The organism is Nevskia sp., assembly GCF_021732705.1.
Taxonomy (GTDB): domain Bacteria; phylum Pseudomonadota; class Gammaproteobacteria; order Nevskiales; family Nevskiaceae; genus Nevskia.
Genome location: NZ_JAKFUM010000007.1, coordinates 427,938 through 449,796 on the forward strand (window position 1 = coordinate 427,938; position 21,859 = coordinate 449,796).

Annotated in this window: 16 protein-coding genes; 1 reads left to right on the forward strand and 15 read right to left on the reverse strand. The window is 66.2% G+C overall.

Annotation, left to right across the window (positions count from 1 at the left end; all coding sequences use genetic code 11):
• Window positions 1-9: 9 nt before the first annotated feature.
• Window positions 10-297, reverse strand: a complete 288-nt coding sequence (locus tag QZ951_RS09200; protein ID WP_293000247.1) for a septum formation initiator family protein — start codon at window positions 295-297, stop codon at window positions 10-12.
• A gap of 7 nt (window positions 298-304) precedes the next feature.
• Entirely contained in the window at window positions 305-1,591 is a 1,287-nt protein-coding gene (gene eno / locus QZ951_RS09205; RefSeq protein ID WP_293000248.1) for a phosphopyruvate hydratase, read from the reverse strand.
• A gap of 205 nt (window positions 1,592-1,796) precedes the next feature.
• Between eno and QZ951_RS09210 the strand changes: the two genes are divergently transcribed.
• Window positions 1,797-4,529 carry a M4 family metallopeptidase gene (locus QZ951_RS09210; protein ID WP_293000250.1) on the forward strand — a complete coding sequence of 911 codons (2,733 nt, stop codon included), beginning with the start codon at window positions 1,797-1,799 and terminating at the stop codon, window positions 4,527-4,529.
• 118 nt (window positions 4,530-4,647) lie between these two features.
• On the opposite strand, the gene kdsA is transcribed toward QZ951_RS09210, so the two are convergent.
• The 13 genes from kdsA to rseP all read right to left on the reverse strand — a co-directional run bounded on the left by kdsA (window position 4,648) and on the right by rseP (window position 21,816).
• Window positions 4,648-5,484 carry a 3-deoxy-8-phosphooctulonate synthase gene (gene kdsA, locus QZ951_RS09215; protein ID WP_293000251.1) on the reverse strand — a complete coding sequence of 279 codons (837 nt, stop codon included), beginning with the start codon at window positions 5,482-5,484 and terminating at the stop codon, window positions 4,648-4,650.
• Window positions 5,481-7,190 (reverse strand): CTP synthase, encoded by a 1,710-nt coding sequence (locus QZ951_RS09220; RefSeq protein ID WP_293000252.1) that lies wholly within the window; start codon window positions 7,188-7,190, stop codon window positions 5,481-5,483. Before QZ951_RS09220 ends, kdsA begins: the two co-directional genes overlap by 4 nt.
• A 50-nt stretch (window positions 7,191-7,240) precedes the next feature.
• Window positions 7,241-8,557: a tRNA lysidine(34) synthetase TilS gene (gene tilS, locus QZ951_RS09225; protein WP_293000253.1), complete on the reverse strand. Its 1,317-nt coding sequence runs from the start codon at window positions 8,555-8,557 to the stop codon at window positions 7,241-7,243.
• A gap of 72 nt (window positions 8,558-8,629) precedes the next feature.
• Complete coding sequence (locus QZ951_RS09230; protein WP_293000254.1) at window positions 8,630-9,628, reverse strand: acetyl-CoA carboxylase carboxyltransferase subunit alpha; 999 nt, start codon at window positions 9,626-9,628, stop codon at window positions 8,630-8,632.
• Complete coding sequence (gene dnaE, locus QZ951_RS09235; protein WP_293000255.1) at window positions 9,618-13,256, reverse strand: DNA polymerase III subunit alpha; 3,639 nt, start codon at window positions 13,254-13,256, stop codon at window positions 9,618-9,620. The genes QZ951_RS09230 and dnaE overlap by 11 nt, the downstream gene beginning before the upstream one ends.
• Window positions 13,257-13,313: 57 nt before the next feature.
• Complete coding sequence (locus QZ951_RS09240; protein WP_293000256.1) at window positions 13,314-13,904, reverse strand: ribonuclease HII; 591 nt, start codon at window positions 13,902-13,904, stop codon at window positions 13,314-13,316.
• Window positions 13,901-15,043 carry a lipid-A-disaccharide synthase gene (gene lpxB / locus QZ951_RS09245; protein WP_293000257.1) on the reverse strand — a complete coding sequence of 381 codons (1,143 nt, stop codon included), beginning with the start codon at window positions 15,041-15,043 and terminating at the stop codon, window positions 13,901-13,903. Before lpxB ends, QZ951_RS09240 begins: the two co-directional genes overlap by 4 nt.
• A 28-nt stretch (window positions 15,044-15,071) precedes the next feature.
• Window positions 15,072-15,878, reverse strand: a complete 807-nt coding sequence (gene lpxA, locus QZ951_RS09250; protein WP_293000258.1) for an acyl-ACP--UDP-N-acetylglucosamine O-acyltransferase — start codon at window positions 15,876-15,878, stop codon at window positions 15,072-15,074.
• Window position 15,879: 1 nt separating this feature from the next.
• The gene (fabZ, locus tag QZ951_RS09255) at window positions 15,880-16,365 is read right to left on the reverse strand and encodes a 3-hydroxyacyl-ACP dehydratase FabZ (protein WP_366943843.1); all 486 of its coding nucleotides are present in this window, start codon (window positions 16,363-16,365) and stop codon (window positions 15,880-15,882) included.
• Window positions 16,346-17,425, reverse strand: a complete 1,080-nt coding sequence (gene lpxD, locus QZ951_RS09260; protein WP_293000259.1) for a UDP-3-O-(3-hydroxymyristoyl)glucosamine N-acyltransferase — start codon at window positions 17,423-17,425, stop codon at window positions 16,346-16,348. The genes fabZ and lpxD overlap by 20 nt, the downstream gene beginning before the upstream one ends.
• A gap of 84 nt (window positions 17,426-17,509) precedes the next feature.
• Window positions 17,510-18,031, reverse strand: a complete 522-nt coding sequence (locus QZ951_RS09265) for an OmpH family outer membrane protein (protein WP_293000260.1) — start codon at window positions 18,029-18,031, stop codon at window positions 17,510-17,512.
• 68 nt (window positions 18,032-18,099) lie between these two features.
• A complete protein-coding gene (gene bamA, locus QZ951_RS09270; RefSeq protein WP_293000261.1) occupies window positions 18,100-20,412 on the reverse strand; it encodes an outer membrane protein assembly factor BamA in 2,313 nt (770 codons plus the stop codon).
• A 24-nt stretch (window positions 20,413-20,436) separates the two neighbouring features.
• Entirely contained in the window at window positions 20,437-21,816 is a 1,380-nt protein-coding gene (gene rseP / locus QZ951_RS09275; protein ID WP_293000262.1) for an RIP metalloprotease RseP, read from the reverse strand.
• Window positions 21,817-21,859 lie beyond the last annotated feature (43 nt).

Below are 21,859 nucleotides of genomic sequence, written 5' to 3' on the forward strand. Positions count from 1 at the left end.
GCACGCCAGTCATCGACGACCGGCATCGACCACGAGGAAAAACGTTTCGTCGCGCCGGACCATGCCCAGCGAGTTGCGGGCATGGGCTTCGATCGCGGCGCCGCCGGCGCGGAGATCGTCGACCTCCGCCTGCCGCGCTTCATTGCGCAGGCGCAGCACGGCGTTCTCGCGTTCCTGCACCGCCACCGACACCCGCTTCTTGCCGGTGTCGTAGACGCCGCCGTCGCCGATCCAGAACCGGTACTGCAGACCGGTGAGCATGACGCCCAGAACGACGACGGCGACGCGGCGGATCACGTCATTGTCAGCCGACGATGACCGGGAACGCGCCGGCACCCGGATAACGGGCGCGCGAACCGAGCTGGCGTTCGATGCGCAGTAGCTGGTTGTACTTGGCCATGCGATCCGAGCGGCACAGCGAGCCGGTCTTGATCTGTGTGGCGGCCGTGCCGACGGCGATGTCGGCGATCGTCGCGTCTTCGGTTTCGCCCGAGCGATGCGAGACCACGGCCGAATAGTCGCCTTCGGTCGCCATGCGGATGGCGGCCAGAGTTTCGGTCAGGGTGCCGATCTGGTTCGGCTTGATCAGGATCGAGTTGGCGACGCCGCGGATGATGCCTTCGGCGAGGATCTTGGTGTTGGTGACGAACAGGTCGTCGCCGACCAGCTGCACCTTGGCACCGAGCTTCTCGGTCAACAGGCCCCAGCCCTTCCAGTCGCCTTCGGCACAGCCGTCCTCGATCGAGATGATCGGATAGCGGTCGACGAGGCCAGCGAGATAGTCGCTGAACTGGTCCGCGGTGAACGACTTGCCCTCGCCTTCGAGGTGGTACTTGCCCTTCTTGTAGAACTCGGTGGATGCGACGTCGAGGCCAAGGAAGACGTCGACACCCGGCTTGTAGCCGGCTTCGCTGATCGCTTCCATCAGCACGGCGAGCGCGGCTTCGTTCGATTCGAGGTTCGGCGCGAAGCCGCCCTCGTCACCGACCGCCGTGTTCAGCTTGCGGGCGTGCAGCACCTTTTTCAGCGTGTGGAAGATTTCGGCACCGGTGCGCAGCGCTTCGGAGAAGCTGGCCGCGCCGACCGGCAGGATCATGAATTCCTGGATGTCGATGTTGTTGTCGGCGTGCGCGCCGCCGTTGATGACGTTCATCATCGGCACCGGCAGGGTGTCGGCCTGCAGGCCGCCGAGGTGGCGGTACAGCGGCTGATCGTTCTCGGCGGCGGCGGCATGCGCCGTGGCCAGCGAGACCGCGAGGATGGCGTTGGCGCCGAGGCGCGACTTGTTCTCGGTGCCATCGAGCTTGATCAGCGCTTCGTCGAGACCGGCCTGGTCCTGCGCATCGCGGCCCTTCACGCATTTGGCGATTTCGCCTTCGGCATTGCGGACGGCCTTCAGCACGCCCTTGCCGAAATAGCGCTTCTTGTCGCCGTCACGCAGTTCGACCGCTTCGCGCGAGCCGGTCGAGGCGCCGCTGGGCGACGCTGCGCGGCCACTGAAGCCGCTTTCGAGGACTACTTCCGCCTCCACCGTCGGATTGCCGCGTGAATCAATGATCTCTCGGGCCAGCACGCGGACAATCTCGGACATCCAGAAACCCTCTATCAGTGGCGGAATCCGAAGATTCTACGTCGCGCAGGACGGTCCCGCCATTCAGGTGCCGGCGTAGGTAATTCATTACCCATCGGCGTCCGCGATCTGTTTTTGACATCCGTTGGTCATATTCTTGCGTAGATGAATTGTCTGTCAGCTAGCGTTCCGACGCGGCTGTATCCACCCACGGAGCTCAAGAATCATGAAGAACCCGCGTCCGAACCCGTTCGGAACCGCTGTCACCGCGCTGTCCACCCTGTTGCCGACGCTGGTTCTGTCCGGCTTGACCCTGACGGGCAGCGCCCACGCGTCTGCGGCGCGCGATCAGGCGCTGGCGCAGCTCAAGCGCAGCAGCGGCTCGGCCATATCCGCGCAGTTCACGCCGGCCGAGAACTACATCAACGTGCGTGCCACCGGCCGCGCGACGCTGCTGAGCGACAACGTCGCGGCCTCGCCGATCGTCCGAGCGCAGAACTTCCTGAACCAGAATCGGGCGCTGCTCGGCCTGCACGATGCGGCGACCGAGCTCGAAGCCGTGCGCGTTTCCCGCGATGCCGCCGGCGCCACGCACGTACACATGGACCAGCGCCACAACGGCCTGCCGGTGTTCGGGGCCCGCGTCGTCGTGCACATGAACGGCAGCGGCATTCTTGGCGTCAGCGGCGCCTTCGTCGATGGCCTCGACAACCTGCCGTCCGCCGCACGCCTCACTCCGGTGCAGTTGCGGGATCGCGTGATGGCCGCCGCCCGCAAGCTCCACCCGGACGCGAGCGGACTGGTGGTCGAATCGAGCCGTCTGGTGGTCTACCGAAGCGGCCTGCTGAAGGGCGTCGAAGGAAAGAGCTTCCTCGCGTGGGAAGCGATCGTGAAGGGCCAGCCCGGGCAGGCGATTCGCGACCGCATCTTTCTCAACGCCGAGACCGGCGCCGTGCTGAACGCGATCGACGAGATCCACTCGATCCTGAATCGCCGGATCTACACGCCGCTGTACCGCAACATCCAGGTCATCGGTGAAGGGCAGGTCGGCGCCCCGGCCAACGCGCCGCTCGCTGGCGACGTCACCGGCTCGGCTCGCCGCGTCGACACGCCGCCGCGCAATCTCTACAACTTCGCCGGCGGCACCTGGCTGCTCTACAACAACCTCTTCGGCCGTGATGGCTACGACGACGGCGCGCCGGGCATCACCGATGAAAACCAGGTGCAGGAAAGCGTCTATCTGATCAACCAGAACTGCCCGAATGCGTACTGGGACGGCACGTCGACCAACTATTGCCCCGGCTTCGATGCCGACGATGTCGTGTCGCACGAGTGGAGCCACGCCTACACCGAGTTCACGCACGGCCTGATCTACCAGTACCAGTCGGGCGCGCTGAACGAGAGCTACTCGGACATCTTCGGCGAGGCCTACGACCTCGTGAACGGCACCGAAGGCCCGCTCGGCGTCACCCTGACCGAAGGCCAGACCTACGCCAACGGCGGCAGCCGCTGGGTCGTCGGCGAGGACCTCAGCCAGGTCGCCGCCGCCGTGCTGCTGCGCGACATGTGGGACCCGGACGCCTTCCCGACGCCGTCTCCGGGCAGCGTCATCACCTCCCCGAACTATTTCTGCGGCACCGGCGACAACGGCGGCGTGCACACCAATTCCGGCGTGCCGAACCACGCGTTCGCGATGCTGGTCGACGGCAAGACCTTCAACAACGTCACCGTGCCGCGCATCGGCATGATCAAGGCGCTGCACATCTACTTCCAGGCCGAGACTCATTACCAGACGCCGACGACCAACTTCACCCAGCACGCGGATGCGCTGGAACGCTCCTGTGCCGATCTGATCGGCCAGCCGCTGAATGGCTTCGATGGTCAGGTCAGCAGCGAGCGCATCACCACGGCCGACTGCGCCGCCGTGTCTGCGGCGATGCTGGCGGTCGAAATGCGGCAGCGTCCGAACACCAAGTGCAACTACATCCCGGTGCTGCGTCCGGAAGCGTCGACGCCGGCACTGTGCGGCAGCGGCCTCGTCGCCACGCCGACCTTCCGGGAAACCTGGGAAGGTGGCAGCCTGCCGAGCGGCTGGACGCAGGACAGCCGCCTGACCGGCGACAGCTTCCCGTCGACCAGCGTCTGGGGCGTCACCCGAACGCTGCCGGCGCCGCACACCGGCAATGCGGTGTTCGCGCCGAACAACACCGGCGGCACCTGCGCGGCCGGCGGCGACCAGTCCAGCTCGTTCTGGCTCGATTCGCCGGACCTGCCGGTGACCAACAACGCGAGCTACCTGTCGTTCACCCACTTCCTGCAGACCGAAGCGGGCTATGACGGCGGCAACCTGAAGGCCAGCGTCAACGGCGGCGCGTTCACGATCGTCCCGGCCGGTGCCTTCCTCTACAACGGTCACAGCGGCCAGTTCATTGCCGCTCCGCTGATTCCGGGCGTGCCGGATCCCGTCGGCCTCGGCGGCAACAACACCAGCCCGCTGGCCGGCCAGGCGGGATGGACCGGTTCCGATCAGGGCGAAGCGAGCGGCAGCTGGGGCACGACGATCGTCGATGTCGCCGTGCTCGGCGCTCGCAACGGCGATCGCGTGAAGTTCCGCTGGGAGTTTGGCAACGACGGCTGCGGCGGCAACCTCGGCTGGTACGTCGATGACACGCAGCTGTACTTCTGCGCGACCGCCACCGGCGGTACCAGCGGTGGAACAACGGGCGGTGGAACAACGGGCGGCAGCACCACCGGCGGGTCGACCGGCGGCACCACGGGCGGCTCCACCACCGGCGGCACGACCGGTGGTTCGACCACCGGTGGCACGACCGGCGGCGGTTCCACCGGCGGCACCACGCCGACCCCTCCGGCCGGCAATGCCGGTGCGCTGGGCGTCTGGTCGCTGCTGATGCTGATGGGCGCGGCCTTCGGGCGTCGTCGCCAGCGCGCGCGCCCGTAAGCGGTCGCGTCATGAAAAAAGCGCCGGGCGTGATGCCCGGCGCTTTTTTTTCGTCGAACGAGCGACGGATGCGCGGTCAGCGTGCGACGCGCCCTGGCGGGACGTCGCCGACGGTGGCTCAGCGCGTCAGTCGCGACTCCAGCAGCGGCTTGCCTTTCACCAGCCGGTCGAGCGCGACCAAGGTTTCAAGCAGATCACCGATCTCCGACAGCGGCAGGGAATTGGGGCCGTCGCAGAGGGCTTCGTCCGGTTTCGGGTGCGTTTCCATGAAGATGCCGGCCACGCCGGCGCCGACCGCCGCGCGCGCCAGCACCGGAATCATCTCGCGCATGCCGCCGGATGCATTGCCCTGCCCGCCCGGCAACTGCACGGTGTGGGTCGAATCGAACACCACCGGCGCGAACTTGCGCATGATCGCGAGCCCGCGCATGTCGGCGACGAGATTGTTGTAGCCGAACGAGAAGCCGCGCTCGCACAGCAGGAACTGGTGCGGCGCGACATCGGTCATCTTCTCGATCACGTTGCCCATTTCCCACGGCGACATGAATTGGCCTTTCTTGACGTTGATCGGCCGGCCGGTTCTCGCGGCGTTCTGCATGAAATTGGTCTGCCGGCACAGGAAGGCCGGCGTCTGGATCACGTCGATGATCGACGCGACTTCGTCCAGCGGCGTGTCCTCGTGGACATCGGTCAGCACCGGCACACCGACCTGCGCCTTCACCGTCTCCATGATCTTCAGGCCCTCCGCCAGACCCGGGCCGCGATAGCTCTTGCCCGAGCTGCGGTTGGCCTTGTCGAACGAACCCTTGAACACGTACAGGATCCCAAGACGATCGGTGATCGCCTTGATGGTGGACGCGACTTCGAGCGCCAGATCGAGCGATTCCAGCGTGTCCGGGCCGGCGATCAGGAACAGCGGTTGATCGATGCCGATGTCGCGTCCGCAGAGTTTCATCCGGTCACCTTGTTCGGTTCTGAAGCCTGATGCGCCAGACGCTGCTCGCGTGCAGCGCGAACGAAGCCTTCGAACAGCGGATGGCCGTCACGCGGCGTCGACGTGAATTCCGGATGGAACTGGCAGCCGATGAACCACGGATGCTCCGGAATCTCGAGCATTTCGACCAGTTCGCCGTCTTCCGAAGTGCCGGCGATCTTCATGCCGTGATTGGTCAGCACGTCGCGGTAGTTGTTGTTGAACTCGTAACGATGCCGATGACGCTCGCCAATCAGCTCGGAGTTGTACAGCGCGCGCGACTTCGAGCCCGCGATCAGACGGCAGGTCTGGATGCCCAGACGCATCGTGCCGCCGAGATTGGAGTTCTCCGAACGGGTCTCGACGCGGCCGGTGGCATCGCGCCACTCGGTGACCAGTGCGATGACCGGATGCGCCGACTGCGGCGAGAACTCGGTCGAATGCGCGCCGACGAGGCCGCAGACGTTGCGTGCGTACTCGATCGCCGCGACCTGCATGCCGAGGCAGATGCCGAGATACGGGATGCGATTTTCGCGGGCGTGCCGCGCTGCCTCGATCTTGCCTTCGATGCCGCGCTCGCCGAAGCCGCCCGGCACCAGGATCGCGTCCGCCCCCTGCAGCACGCTGAGGCCCTGACTTTCGACGGTCTCCGATTCGATGAAGCGGATCTTCACGCGGGTCTTGGTGTGCAGGCCGGCGTGATACAGCGCCTCGTTCAGCGACTTGTAGGCATCGGCCAGATCGACGTACTTGCCGACCATCGCGACCTGCACTTCGACATCCTGCTCGGCGCGGGCGTTGACCACCCGCTCCCAGGCGGACAGATCGGCCGGACGGCACTGCAGGCCGAAATGCTCGACCACCAGATCGTCGAAGCCCTGCTGATGCAGCCAGCCGGGAATCTTGTAGATGTCGTCGAGATCCACCGCCGAAATCACCGCGCGGTACGGCACGTTGGTGAACAGCGCGATCTTGCGCTTCTCGGAGTCCGGGATCGGCCGCTCGGAGCGGCACAGCAGCACGTCGGCCTGAATGCCGATCGAGCGCAGCTCCTTCACCGAGTGCTGCGTCGGCTTGGTTTTCAGCTCCCCCGACGACTTCACGTACGGCAGCAAGGTCAGGTGCACGAACATCGACAGCTTGTGGCCGAGTTCCGCGCCCATCTGGCGGATCGCCTCCAGAAACGGCAGCGATTCGATGTCGCCGACGGTGCCGCCGATCTCCACCAGGCAGATGTCGGCGCCGCGAGCGCCATCACGAATGCGGCTCTGGATCTCGTCGGTGATGTGCGGAATGACCTGCACGGTGCGGCCGAGATAATCACCGCGGCGCTCCTTGTCGAGCACGTGGCGATAGATCTGGCCGGTGGTGACGTTCGACAGACGCGAGGTCTTGCCGCGCAGGAAACGCTCGTAGTGGCCGAGGTCGAGGTCGGTTTCGGCGCCGTCCTGCGTCACGAACACCTCGCCGTGCTGGAACGGGCTCATCGTGCCGGCATCGACGTTGATGTACGGGTCGAGCTTGATCATCGACACCGTCAGCCCGCGAGATTCCAGGATCGCGCCGAGGCTCGCGGCGGCGATGCCCTTGCCGAGCGACGACACGACGCCGCCGGTGACGAAGATGAAGTGGGTCTGATGCGGGGTCTGACCAGCCGCGTGGGCTGAAATCGAGGTGACGTCGGGCATTGGCGATGCGGGCTGCGGAGATTCCGAATTTTACGGGAACGCCGGGGTCCTCACCAAACGACGGGACTCGCAAGGCCCGCGAATCGATGCCGCCAGCGCCCCTGCCAGCCTTGTGCAGCAAGGCTTTCACGCCATTGCGCCGTCATTGCGATGCCGGCGATGCAGCGCGCGTCATCGTCGAGTTCCAGCACCGGAATCCGCACGCGCAGCCATGGCGGGATGCCGAGCTGCTGGAACAGCTTGCGGCATTCGCGGCTGTGGGCATCGCCGACCGGACGAATGCGCTCGGACAGCCGCAGCCCGCGCACGCGAACCGGCCGCGGCGGTGGCAGGTCCGCTTCGAGCACGCCGCAGTCGCCGGGAAGTTCGATCCGAGTGCCGCTCGTCCACTCGACCCAGACGCCGTCCGGCACCGGTTGCAAGGGCGCCATCGCATGCAGCCGGTCGCGATAGCGGCGCAGTTCGCAGCCGGGCCACTGCAGCAGCGGCTCGGTTTCCGGCCCAGCGCCGAGGATTTCGCGATCGATGCGATCAAGGTGCTCGGCGAACGGCGGGCGAAAACCGCGCTGCTGCAGCCACCAGCGCACGAGGTTGTGGCGACGCGCGACCGACAGCGCGAGCAGCCCGGACACCGACAGCTCGCTGCCGGCCGCGATCGCGGCATGGTCCTCGGCGGCGCGCTCGTCGAGCAGTTCCGCGGCACCGGCCGCGAGCCGCGCAGTGCGGGCCAGACGCTCGTCGATGCCCGGAAAGCGTTCGCGCCACGGCGGCAAGCCATGCCCGCGCAGCCAGCTGCGGGTGTAGCGCAGGTGCTGGTTGTGCGGATCGTCGATCCATGTCAGACCCTGTTGCAGCGCGTAGTCCCGAATCGCCGCGCGCGGCTGATCGAGCAGCGGGCGCCACAGCCGGCCCGGTGCGAAATCGATCAGCGGTCGCATCGCCGCCAGGCCATGCACGCCGGTGCCGCGCAGCAGCCGCAGCAGCACGGTTTCAGCCTGATCATCCCGATGGTGAGCGGTGGCCAGAACATCGCCCGGCTGCATCGCCGCGCGCAGCAGCGCGTACCGGGCATCGCGCGCCGCGCCTTCGGGGCCGGCGTCGTCGCCGTCGGCAATCGCCGCGTGGCGCAGCTGCATCGGCACGCCGAGCCGGTTGCACAACGCCTGGCAGTGCTGCGCCCAATCGTCCGCCGCCGCCTGCAGGCCGTGATGGACGTGCACTGCGATCAGCGCGTCGACGCCGCGCATCGTCAGCGCGTGCAGCAGCACGGTGGAATCGAGACCGCCGCTGCAGGCGACGACGATGCGCGCGCCCGTCGGCAGTGCCGGCAGCGCAGGAATCAGGTGGGTGTATCGTCGGGAAGCCATCGACGGAGTGTAAGTCTCGCCCACAAAAAAGCCCGCCGTGGCGGGCTTCTTCGGTGCTTCGACAGCCGCGACTCAGGCCGCGGCGACCGAACTTGGTGCAACCTCGGCCGTCTCTTCGTAGGTGCCATACGACATCAGGCGCGCGTAGCGGTCCGACAGCAGCTTGGTCATCGGCACGCGGCACAGGCGCTCGACATGGCTGGTCAGGCGTTCCTTCATCGTCGCCATCATCAGCGCCGGGTCGCGATGGGCACCGCCGTGCGGCTCCGGCACGATCTCGTCGATCAGCTTGAATTCGAGCAGGTCCTTCGACGTGACGCGCATCGCCTCGGCCGCTTCCTTCGCCCGCTCGGCCTTCTTGAACAGGATCGAGGCACAGCCTTCCGGCGAGATCACCGAGTAGATGCCGTACTGCAGCATCATCACGTGGTCGGCCACGCCGATCGCGAGCGCACCGCCGGAGCCGCCTTCACCGGTCACCGTGGCGACGATCGGCGCACGCAGCTTGGACAGTTCGAACAGGTTGCGGGCAATCGCTTCCGACTGGTTGCGCTCTTCTGCACCGATGCCCGGATAGGCACCCGGGGTGTCGATGAAGGTGACGATCGGCAGATTGAACTTCTCGGCCAACTTCATGACGCGCAAGGCTTTTCGGTAGCCTTCCGGACGCGGCATGCCGAAATTGCGGTAGACGCGTTCCTTGGCGTCGCGACCCTTCTGCTCGCCGATGACGACGACGGCACGACCATCGAGCCGGGCAACGCCGGAGACGATCGCCGGATCGTCGGCGTAATGCCGGTCGCCGTGCAGTTCTTCCCATTCGGTGAAGATGCCGTGCACGTAGTCCAGTGCGTACGGACGCTGCGGGTGGCGCGCAAGCTGCGCAACCTGCCACGGCGTCAGGTTCGCGAAGATGGCCTTGGTGGCCTCGCCGATCTTCGATTCGAGGCGCGCGATCTCGTCCGTCAGGTTGAGTTCGCTGCCGCCGGTCATGAACCGGAGTTCCTCGATCTTCTTCTGGAGGTCGGCAATCGGCTGCTCGAAGTCCAGATACGTCATGTTATTCGCCATCGTCGTATTCTGCCCTAGACCTTGCGTTTGTCGATACCGGCGCCACCCAGCGGCGATAGTCGACACGAATGCTGTCCGGGCCGAGCAGGCGTTTCAATTCTGCTTCGGCCGCCGTTTCAAATCTGAGACGCCAGTCCGCGCCCCAATCGAGGGTGGCTCGCGCCACACCGTTCCAGTAATCCACCGACACCGCCGCGCCATTCGGGTTCCGCCACGGCGCCAGACGCTGCGGCAGCGCCTGCACCGTTGCCGCAGGCTTCTTCCAGGTCAGCGTAACGCGCTCGGCCCGCTCCCGCATCAGTGCATCGAGATCGTAAAAGCTTTTCGGGCTCAGCCGGTATTCCAGCTCGCGACCTTCCCGTTGTGATGCATTGATCGAGCCAGTCGCGAAAATCAGCGTATCCGGCTTCAGCATCGTCTGGAAGCGCTGCCAGTCCTGGAAGTCGAGCCAGCAGACCAGCTGCGAGGTCCGGTCGTCGAGCACGAGGATCTTGCCCGGCCGGTCGCCCATGATGGTGCGGATGTCGGTCAGCCAGCCGGCCAGCATCACCTGCTTGCGGAAGCCGCCGCGGCGGCGCGGTGCCGGTGCGCCGTCCTCGTCATCGCCACCGCCGCTCGGCGCGAACTCTGGCGGCGGCCCGGCCTCGTCGATCAGCTGCCGGAACGTGCCGGAGCAGACCTGATCAATCAGGCCGCGATAGGCCTCGACCGGGTGTCCGGACAGGTACAGCCCGAGCACCTTCTTCTCGACCGACAGACGCTCGTTCGGCTCCCAGTCCGGTTCCAGTTCGGCGGCAACGCTGCCGCTGTCGCTGGCGGTCGCCGGCGCGCCGAGGCCGAACAGGTCGGCGATGCCGGCGCCGGCGCTGGCGGCGGTCTGCTCGGCCAGCTGCAGCGCTTTCGGCAGCGTCTTCATCAGGCTCGGGCGATTGAGCTGGAAGCAGTCCATCGCGCCGGCGCCGATCAGCGCTTCGAGGACACGGCGATTGGCCTTCTTGGTGTCGATGCGGCGGCAGAAGTCGAACAGGTCCGAGAAGCGGCCGTTCGCCCGGCGCTCGCCGATGATGCCGTCGATCGCGCCCTCGCCCGCGCCCTTCACCGCTCCCAGCCCGTACAGGATTTCGCCCTTGGCATTGACGGTGAAGCGGTATTCGGACGAGTTCACGTCCGGCGGCAGCACCGTCAGCTTCATCCGACGGCATTCCTCGAGCATCACCACCACGGTATCGGTGTGGCTCATTTCCGCCGACATCACCGCCGCCATGAACTCGGCTGGGTAATGCGCCTTGAGCCACGCGGTCTGGTAGCTGACCAGCGCGTACGCGGCGGCGTGCGACTTGTTGAAGCCGTAGCCGGCGAACTTTTCCATCAGGTCGAACACGGCCGACGCAGTGGCGGTGTCGATGCCGCGGTCGGCCGCGCCCTTCTCGAAGATGCCGCGCTGCTGCGCCATTTCCTCCGGCTTCTTCTTGCCCATCGCGCGACGCAGCAGGTCGGCGCCGCCGAGCGAATAGCCCGCCAGCACCTGCGCCATCTGCATCACCTGCTCCTGATAGACGAAGTTGCCGTACGTGGGCTTGAGCACCCCTTCCATGTCCGGATGCAGGTAGCTGACCGGTTCCTGCCCATGCTTGCGCCGGCAGTACTGCGGAATCAGGTCCATCGGCCCCGGGCGATACAGCGAGATCAGGGCGATGATGTCCTCGAAACAGTCCGGCTTCAGATCGACCGAGGCGCGCTGCATGCCCTGCGATTCCATCTGGAACACGGCGGTCGTCTGGCCGTCGGCATACAGGCGGTAGGCCTTCGGATCGTTCAGCGGCAGCTGCAGGATGTCGAGCTTCTTGTCCGGCCAGCGTGCGTTGATCTGCTGCACGGCGGATTCGATGATGGTCAGCGTGCGCAGGCCGAGGAAGTCGAACTTGACCAGGCCGACGGTCTCGCAGTCCTTCATGTCGAACTGCGTGCGCAGGCCGGCGCCGCCGGCTTCGCAGAACATCGGCGAGTACTCGGTCAGCGGCTTCGGCGCGATCACGACACCGCCGGCATGGATGCCGACGCCGCGGGTCAGGTCTTCCAGCGCCATGCCGAGGTCGACGACGTTGCGCACTTCCTCGTCCGAGCGATACAGCGCCTGCAATTCCTGGTTGTTGGCGTCCTTGAGCACCGCGTATTCGAGCACCGAGCAGCCGGCCTTTTCCGCTTCCGCCTTGTACGCCGGTGCACCCGGAATCAGCTTGGCGATGCGGTCGCCGAGGCCATACGGCAGCCCCATGACGCGGACCACGTCTCGCACGACGGCGCGTGCCGCCATCGAGCCATAGGTGATGATCTGGCTGACCCGCTCGCGGCCGTACTTCTCGGCGACGTAGGCAATGACGCGGTCGCGGCCTTCGATGCAGAAGTCGACGTCGAAGTCCGGCAGCGACACGCGCTCCGGGTTCAGGAAGCGCTCGAACAGCAGGTTGTACGGCAGCGGATCGAGGTCGGTGATGCCGATCGCGTAGGCCACCAGCGAGCCGGCACCGGAACCGCGACCCGGGCCGACCGGCACGCCGTTGTTCTTGCCCCAGCGGATGAAGTCGGCCACGACGAGGAAATAGCCGCCGAAGCCCATGCGCTCGATGATCGCGAGTTCGTAGTCGAGCCGCTTCTGGTAGTCCTCGGCCGGGCGCGACGCGCCCTGCGTGGCGAAGCGCATCTGCATGCCGTCTTCGGCGGTCTTGCGCAGATACTCGCTGACCGTCATCCCTTCCGGCACCGGGTAGTCCGGCAGGTGGTTTTCGCCGAACTTCAGGCTCAAGGTGCAGCGCCGGGCGATCTGCAGCGTGTTCTCGATCGCTTCCGGCAGATCGGCGAACAGGGCCGCCATCTCGTCCGCCGACTTCAGGTACTGCTCCGGCGTGTAGTCGCGCGGCCGGCGCTCGTCGCTGATGACTCGGCCGCCGCTGATGCAGACGCGCGCTTCATGCGCATCGAAATCGCTGCGTTCGAGAAAGCGCACATCGTTGCTGGCGACCACCGGCAGCCCGGTCTCGCGGGCGAAGGCGACGGCTGCCGCCAGATGGCTCTCGTCGTTCGGCCGACCGCAGCGCGTGATTTCGAGATACAGCCGGTCCGGGAAATGCGCATGCCACCATGGCAGCAGGCTGCGCGCATGGTCGACCCGGCCCGAAAGCAGCGCACGGCCGATCTCGCCGTCCTTGCCGCTGAGCACGATCAGGCCGGCACTGGCTTCGGCCAGCCAGGCGCGCTGGATGCGCGGCCGACCGCGCGTCTGCCCTTCCTGAAACGCGCGCGAGACGATTCGAGTCAGATTGCGGTAGCCGGTGGCGTTTTGGACCAGCAAGGTCACGCATTCGGCGCTGTCGGCATCACCGCTTTCGGCCAGCGAGACATCGGCGCCGATGATCGGCTTCACGCCCGCGCTCTCGGCCAGCTTGTAGAACTTCACCATCGCGAACAGGTTGTCCTGATCGGTGACGGCGATGGCCGGCAGGCCGAGCCTGGCGGCGAATCCGGTCAAGGTCTGCACATTGGCGCCCGCGCTCTTGCGGGCCGGCGCCTCGATGCGAATCAGGCTGTCGACCAGCGAGAACTCGGTGTGCAGATGCAGATGGACGAACAAGGGTCGTGTGGCGGCGCTGTCGTGACGCAGAGCCGGGTTGCCTGCGCGAATCCGATTCTACCGAGCGCGCACGCCGGCTTCGGCACACGGCGCGAAGCTCATCCGATGGATGACGCTAGCGCCTTGTTCGCGCAAGGCTTTCAGGTGTACGGGCGTGCCGTAGCCCTTGTGCCTGGCCAGACCGTAGCCGGGGAACTGCGCATCCAGCCGGGTCATCTCGGCATCGCGCGCGACCTTGGCGACGATCGCCGCCGCCATGATCGAGGGATCAACGCGATCGCCGCCGATCACCATGCGGACCGGCATCGGCATCGCCGGTTGCTGGCTGCCGTCGATCAGGCACAGGTCCGGTGGCTGCTTCAGCGCCGCCACCGCCCGCTGCATCGCGAGCAACGTCGCCTGCAGGATGTTGATTGCGTCGATTTCTTCGGGCGTTGCGATGCCGATCGCCCAGTCCAGCGCAACCGCTTGAATCTTTGGCGAAAGATGATTGCGCTGACGTTCGGTCAGCGCCTTCGAATCCTTGAGCCCGACCAGCCCGTGCGCGGCCGGCAGCACGACGGCGGCCGCGAACACCGGCCCGGCGAGACAGCCGCGACCCACTTCATCGATGCCGGCGATGCGAGCCGCGACGGGGGGCGTGGTCATGGCTTCGCGATCAGCTCGGCAATCGCGCGCGCCGACGCCTCCGCCGCGTTCTGGCGCAGCACGCCGCGCACGGCGCCGAACTGCGCGAGTTGACGCTGCCGCGCGGCGCCATCGACCAGCAGCGGCTGCAGCGCGTCGGCCATCGCGGCGGGCTGCACCGCGTCCTGCAGGAATTCGGGCACCACGGCTTCCGCCGACAGCAGGTTCGGCAGGCCGACGTGGCGCGTCTTCAGCATGCCCATCGTGCCGAGCAGGAACGCGGTGAACGCCGCCAGCCGGTAGGCAATGACCATCGGCCGATCGAGCAGCAGGCATTCGAGCGTGGCCGTGCCGGACGCCAGCAGCACCGCGGCACTGGCGCGCATGGCCTCGCGAGACTGAGCATCGACCAGCCGCCAGTCGACACCCGGCGCGTGTTCGGCAATCGCCCGCTCCATCAGCGGCCGCAGGCTCGGCTTGGCGATCGGGGTCACGACGTGCAGCCCGGGCAGACGCGCCGCCAGCAGCTTCGCGGTCTGCGCGAACGGCACGGCGAGCTTTGCCAGTTCGCCACCGCGGCTGCCCGGCAGCACGGCGAGACAGGGGCCATCGACCGGCAGGCCAAGTGCCTGACGAGCCTCGGCCTGAGATGGCGGATCCGCCAGCTCCTCGGCCAGCGGATGGCCGACGTACTCGGCGCGCACGCCGTGACCCGCGTAGAACTTCGGCTCGAACGGAAACAGGCACAGCACCAGATCGGTCGACTTGGCGATGGTCTTCACCCGGCCCTGCCGCCAGGCCCAGACCGTCGGGCTGACCAGATGCACGGTCCTGAGCCCGCGCGCACGCAGGCGGCGTTCGAGGCCCAGATTGAAGTCCGGCGCGTCGATGCCGATCACGCAGTCCGGGCGCTCGGCGGTCAGCGACTCGATCAGTTCCGCACGCAGCCGGAACAGATCCGGCAGCTTCGGCAGCACTTCGGCGATGCCCATCACCGACAGCCGATCGATGCTGGCGAGTGACTCGCAGCCTGCTGCGCGCATCCGGGGGCCGGTGACACCGGTGAAGCGCGCCTGCGGAAAGCGCGCACGCAGGGCCGGAATCAGTGCGGCGCCCAGCAGGTCACCGGACGCTTCGCCGGCGATCAGCGCGAAATGCATCGCAGGCGCCGTGCGCGCGTCGCGCGGCTCAGCGCACGATCGACCGCGTCGAGCTCTCGATGAAATCGAGCAGTCGGCGGCAGTGCACCGAGGTCTGGGCCATCTCGGCGAGCTTGACCTTGACGTCGGCCATCAGCAGGTCTGAGAGGTAGATCAGCTTGTAGGCGTCCTTGATCTCGCCGATTTCCTCGGGCGTGAAGCCGCGGCGCTTCAGGCCTTCGCTGTTGATGCCGCGGGCCTTGGCGGGCTGGCCTTCGATCATCGTGAACGGCGGCACGTCTTTCAGGATCACGCTGCCGCCGCCGGTGAAGGCGTGGCCGCCGATCCGGCAGTACTGGTGGATCAGGGTGTAGCCGCCGAGCCCGGTCCAGTCCTCGATCGTGACGTGCCCGGCCAGCGTCGTGCCGTTGGCCAGGATGTTGTCGCTGCCGACGATGCAGTCGTGCGCAATATGGACGTTGGCCATGATCCAGTTGCGATCACCGACCTTGGTCAGGCCGTCCGGCGTCTTCAGCGTGCCGCGCTGGATCGTGACGTATTCGCGAATCGTGTTGCCGTCACCGATCTCGACCCGGGTGGCATCGTCGACCTTCGCGGTCTTGTCCTGACTGACTTCGCCGAGGCTCGCGAACTGGAAGACGGTGTTGTCGCGGCCGATCCGCATCGGGCCTTTCAACACGACATGCGGGCCGATGACGGTGCCTTCGCCGACTTCGACGTCCCGCCCGATGATCGAATACGGACCGACCTTCACCGACGGGTGCAGGCGGGCACCGGGGTCGACGATCGCCGTCGGGTGGATCAGGCCGTCCTCCGTGCCGCGCGCCGCCAGCATCTCAGGCCGCCGCCTCGGGTTCCGCGGCAGCGGCGCGCGAGGCGTCCTTCAGCACGCACATCAGCGTCGCTTCGCAGGCCAGTTCGCCATCGACCGTCGCGCGCGCCTTGAACCGGCGCAGGTTGCGCTTGACGCGATCGAGGCTGACCTCGAAGCGCAGCTGATCGCCCGGCTCGACGATGCGCTTGAAGCGCGCGTCCTCGATGCCGGCGAAGTAGAAGATCATCCCGGATTCGGGCTTGATGCCGGTGTCGATCGCCGTCAGCAGGCCGCAGGCCTGCGCCAGCGCCTCGATGATCAGCACGCCCGGCATCGTCGGCACTTGCGGGAAGTGGCCGGTGAAGAACGGCTCGTTGTACGTCACGTTCTTGATCGCGACCAGCGACTTGCCGGGATCGTGCTCGATGACCTTGTCGACGAGCAGGAACGGCGCGCGATGCGGCAGCATCGACATGATGTCGCGGATGTCAAAAATCGTCTTGTTCACCTGGCTCCTCTCCCTCGGGGGGATTCAATTTCAACGCTTTTTCGATCGCCGCCAGTCGTTCTTCGAGCGTCGGCAGGCGACGAACCCGGGCAACCAGCTTGCGCCACTCGCGGGCCGGCTGCGCTGGCAGGCCCGAACCATAAACCCCCGGCGCGGTGATCGACTTCGTCACCATGGCCAGTCCCAGCACGACGACGTTGTCGACGATCTGCAGATGACCGCCAATGCCGGCGGCACCGCCGATCATGCAGTTGCGGCCGATCTCGGTCGACCCGGCAATGCCGACGCAGGCGGCGATCGCGGTACCCGCGCCGATGCGGCAGTTGTGAGCGATCTGGATCTGGTTGTCGAGCTTCACGCCGTCGGCGATCACGGTGTCGTCGATGGCGCCGCGATCGATCGTGGTGCTGGCGCCGATCTCGACGTCATCCCCGATGATCACGCGCCCGAGCTGCGGCACTTCCACCCAGCCCGTCTTGCTGCGCGCAAAGCCGAAGCCGCGGCCGCCGATCACGGCACCCGGCAGCACGCGGGCGCGGGCGCCGAGCACGCAATCCGGACCGACGTAGACCTGCGCTTCCAGCCGCGATCCCTCGCCGATGACGGCATCGCGTCGAATGGTGCAGTTCGGGCCGATGTAGCTGCCGGCACCGATCGAGACACCCGCTTCGATCACCGCGCAGGCACCCACGCCGACGCCAGCGCCGATCAATGCCGTCGGATCGACGAACGCGGACGGGTGGATGCCGGCCGCGAATTCATCGGCGCGATCGAACTCCCGCGCGATCGCGGCAAAGGCCAGCGCGGCGTCCTGCGCAATCAGCGCGTTTCCGCCGTAACTCGCGGCATCGCGCGGCGACACGATGACGGCAGCCGCCCGCGTTGTCGCCAGTTGCGGTCGCAGCTTCGGATCGGCACAGAAACCAAGATGCCCGGGCTTGCCGGGCGACAGCGCACAGATGCCGCCGATCTCGATCGCCGGGTCGCCGCGCAGTTCCAGCCCGTGCCGCGCTGCCAGAGCCTGAAGCGTGGTCGGAGCCTTCATGCGGGCGGAAGTCATCGGCGCGAGATCGGCGTGAAAAGCCCCGGCGTCAAGTGATCGAGGCCGGGGCTTTCGGGTCCGTCGTGAGACCTGACGGGCCGCTTACTTGCCCGGCGTGCCGCCGAGCTTCTTGACCACGTCATCGGTCAGGTCGAACGTGGCGTTCGCGTAGACCGGGTCGGCGACGACGATGTCGACGCCCTTTTCCTTGGCGACGGCGACCACGGCGTCACGGACCTTGCCGACGACTTCGTTGGTCAGATCGCGCTGGCGGGCAGCGGCGTCTTCCTGGAACTTGCGGCCAGCCTGGTTGAGGTCGACCTGGCGGGCGGCCAGATCCTTCTCGGTCTTCGCCTGCGCGTCCGGGCTGATCGTCACGCGATCACGCTTGAACTTCTCGACATCGGATTCGAACTGCTTCGACTGCGCTTCCAGATCGTTCTTCCGCTTCTGGAATTCGGACGTCATCTTCTGGTCGGCGGCCTTGTACTGCGGCGACGCACGCACAGCGTCGTCGAAGCGGACGACGCCCACCTTCGCATCGGCGGCCGTGGCCGACAGCGGCGCGGCAACAAAGCCCGTGGCAACGACGGCCAGGATGGCAAGAATACGGTGCTGAATCATGTGGATCTCTCTGAGGTGCTTGGGTTTGCGGCCAGGATGCTGCGGGTCTCGATACCGGTGGGTGCCGCTCAGAAACCGGTACCGAAGTTGATCTGGAAGTTGTTGGTATTGTCGCCCGGCTTGTCGTTCACCGGGAACGCGTAGCTCAGGCTCAGCAGGCCGAGAATCGGCGTGAAGAAGCTGAACGAGATGCCGTACGACTGGCGCAGGCTGGACACCGAGAAGTCTGCCGGCTGGGCGTAGACGTTGCCGATGTCGTAGAAGAAGCTCGCGCGCGTCGTCTTGTTGTCGCTGACGACCGGAATCGGCAGCACCAGGTCGGTCTGTGCCGTCGTGCGCAGCTTGCCGCCGAACGGGTTGTTGTTCGGGAAGTCGCGCGGTCCGAGCGAGCCATCGCGATAGCCGCGGACGGTGTTGGCGCCGCCTGCGAAGAACAGCTCGTACGGCGGCACATCCTTGGTCGAGCCGTAGCGCTCGACATAGCCGACCGTGCCCTGCACCTGCGCGAAGAACTTGAACGGCAGCGGGAAGAACTGCTCGTGCGACAGGCTGGTGTTGTAGTACGTCAGGTCGCTGACCGGCACGGCGATGTCGAAGTTCAGTCGGGTCAACGCGCCGCTCGATGCGAAGAACGTGCGGTTGCGGGTGTCGCGCGCGATGCCGGTGCGCAGCTGGAATTCCGTGAAGTTCGTGCCGTTCCGGATGACGAAGTTCAGGATGTTGTCGCTGGACGCGTTGGCGAAGGTCTTGACCGCGGTCTGGCTGACGCCGGCACCGACGCGCAGGCTGGTGAATTCCGACAGCGGGATGCCGTAAGTCAGATCGCCGCCGACCACGTTGGTGTCGAAACCGGAGCTGAAGCGGATGACCGACTGCGACTTGCGGAAGAACGTCGAGACCGTCTGGCTGATGCCGTCCTGCGTGAAGTACGGATCGGTGAGGCTCAGGCTGACCGAGCGGTTGAACGTGCTGGTGTCGGCCGCGAGCTGCACGCGGTTGCCGGTACCGAGGAAGTTCGTGTTGGTGATGCTGGCATTGATCAGGAAGCCCTGGGCGCCGGAGAAGCCGACGCCGAACTGGATCGAACCCGGGGCGCGTTCCTTGACCTTGAACTCGATGTCGACGAGATCGTCACTGCCGGCCACCGGCTTGGTCTCGACTTCGGCTTCCTCGATGAACGGCAATCGCGCCAGACGCACGCGCGAACGCTCGACCGCACTCTTCGAGAACGGTGCGGCTTCGAGCTGACGCATCTCGCGGCGCAGCGTTTCGTCGTTGGTGCCGCTGTGGCCCTGGAAATTGATGCGGCGGATGTACGCGCGCTTGCCGGGCTCGATGAAATAGTTGATGCCGACCTGACGGTTCGGCTCGTCGACTTCCGGCACAGGCGTGACCTTGGCAAACGCGTAGCCGATGTCCGACAGCGCCGCTTCGATGCGGGTGCCGGTTTCGGTCGCTTCCTTGCGCGAGAACACGCTGCCGGTCTTGGTCGACGTCAGCAGGTCGAGGAACTTCTCGTTCAGCACGATCTCGCCGCTGAAGCGGTGATCCTTGACCTTGTAGACCTTGCCTTCCTCGACGGCGAGCGTGACGTAGATGTCCTGCTTGTCCGGCGACAGCGCGACCTGCACCGACGAGATGTTGAACTGCAGGTAGCCGCGGTCCTGGTAGTACGACGACAGCGTTTCGAGATCGCCACCGAGCTGCTGCTTGGAATAGCGATCCGAGCGCTGGAACGGAATCCAGTGGGTCTTGCGCAGTTTCAGCTGTTCGAGCAACACGTCCTTCTTGAAGGCCTTGTTGCCGATGATGTTGATTTCCTTGATCTTGGTGACCTTGCCTTCGGTCACCTTGATGCCGATGTCGACGCGGTTGTTCGGCAGGTCGGTGACCTTGGCTTCGATCGCGACATCGTAATAGCCGTTGGCGTAGTACTGGCGGCGCAGTTCCTGCTCGACCGAATCGAGCAGCGCGCGCTTGAACAGTTCGCCCTCGGCAAGACCGGCATCCTTCAGCGACTTGTTCAGCTCGTCGCCGCCGACCTTCTCGTTGCCTTCGATCTTGAAGCTGGCGATTGCCGGGCGTTCCTTGACCTTGATGACCAGGTCGTCGCCTTCGCGTTCGAGCTGCACGTCGAGGAACAGACCGGAGCTGTACAGGCTGCGGATCGCCTGACGCGAGGCGGTTTCGGTCAGTTCGTCGCCGACCGACAGCGGCAGATAGGTCAGCACGGTGCCGAGTTCGAGGCGCTTCAGCCCCTCGGCCCGGACCTGCTTGATCACGAATGGCTCGAATGCCCAGGCCGCGTGCGGCAGTGCAGCGACGGCGATCAGGGTCAGCAGCGCGCCGCGTGCCTTGTTGCTTATCCGGTTCAGAGCCATACCTCGAGCGATTCATGAGTGTTGTCAGCCGATGACGCTGGCCACATCGTTGTAGACCGCCAAGCCCATCAGCAACAACAGCAAGGTCAGGCCCACCTGCTGGCCCGCCAGTTGCACGCGTTCGGACAGCGGCGAACCCTTCACCGCCTCGATCAGACCGAACAGGATCTGCCCGCCGTCGAGCATCGGTATCGGCAGCAGGTTGAACACGCCGATGCTGATGCTGACCAATGCCACGAACGTCACGAACGCGACAAGACCGGCGCTGGCCGAATAGCCCGCCGCTTGCGCGATCTGGATCGGACCACTGACGTTCTTCACCGACACTTCGCCGATGACCATCCGACCCAGCAGACGCACCGTCAATCCGGCCACCTGCCACGTCTGATGCCACGCCGCCGCTGCCGCGGCGAGAGGTCCCAGCCGCACTTCGGCGCGCAAATCCTGCCACAAATCAGTGTCTCCCGCCACGCGCTGCGGCGCGAAGCCCATACGCCCGGCAGGCGGCTTGCTGCTGTCGCTGCCGATGATCGCGGAGAGCCCCATCGGCGCACCGCCGCGCTCGATCGCGAACTTCGCGATCTGACCGGGCCGCGCCAGGATGATCTCGCGCATCTGCTGGAACGAGGTGATCGCCACGCCGTCGATCGAGACGATCCGGTCGCCGCTCTGAAGTCCGGCGCGTGCTGCCGCCTCGCCCGGCAGCACTTCGCCCACGACCGCGGCGATCGGCACATCGAACGGCGCCAGCCCCAGATCCTCGAACAGTTTCACCGGATCGATGCGGACCGCGCCGAGATCGACCGGGACCGTGCGCTCGCTGCCATCGGGCTTGCGAATGCGGAATTCGGTGGTGCCGCGCGACAGCGCCTCGTCGATCAGGTCACCGCGCAGTGCCGACCACGTCGCCACGGCACGGCCATCGAGCGCGATGATCTCGTCGCGAGCCTCGAAACCTGCCTTCGCCGCCAGCGAGCCTGCGGCCGGGGCCGCGATCACCGGCTTCATGCCGGGCACGCCGACCATGTACAGCGCCCAGTAGAAAACGAGCGCCAGCATGAAATTGAACACCGGTCCGGCCGCAAACACGGCGATCCGCGTCCAGACCGGCTGTCGGTTGAAGGCGTGCGGCAGATCGGCTGCCGCGATGTGGTGCTGGCCGTCGGCATCGACTTCGCGCTCGTCCAGAAGCTTGACGTAGCCGCCGAGCGGGATCATCGCCAACTGGTACTCGACGCCATCGCGCGCCGTGCGCTTGAGCAGCGGCTTGCCGAAGCCGATCGAGAATTTCAGCACCTTGATGCCGAAACGCCGCGCGACCCAGAAGTGCCCGAACTCGTGGAACGCCACCAGCACGCCGATGGCGACGATGAACGACCCGAGGGAATGCAGGTTTTCGAGCATGGATCAGCTCCGGAAGGGAAACGGACGACGTGCTTCGACCACG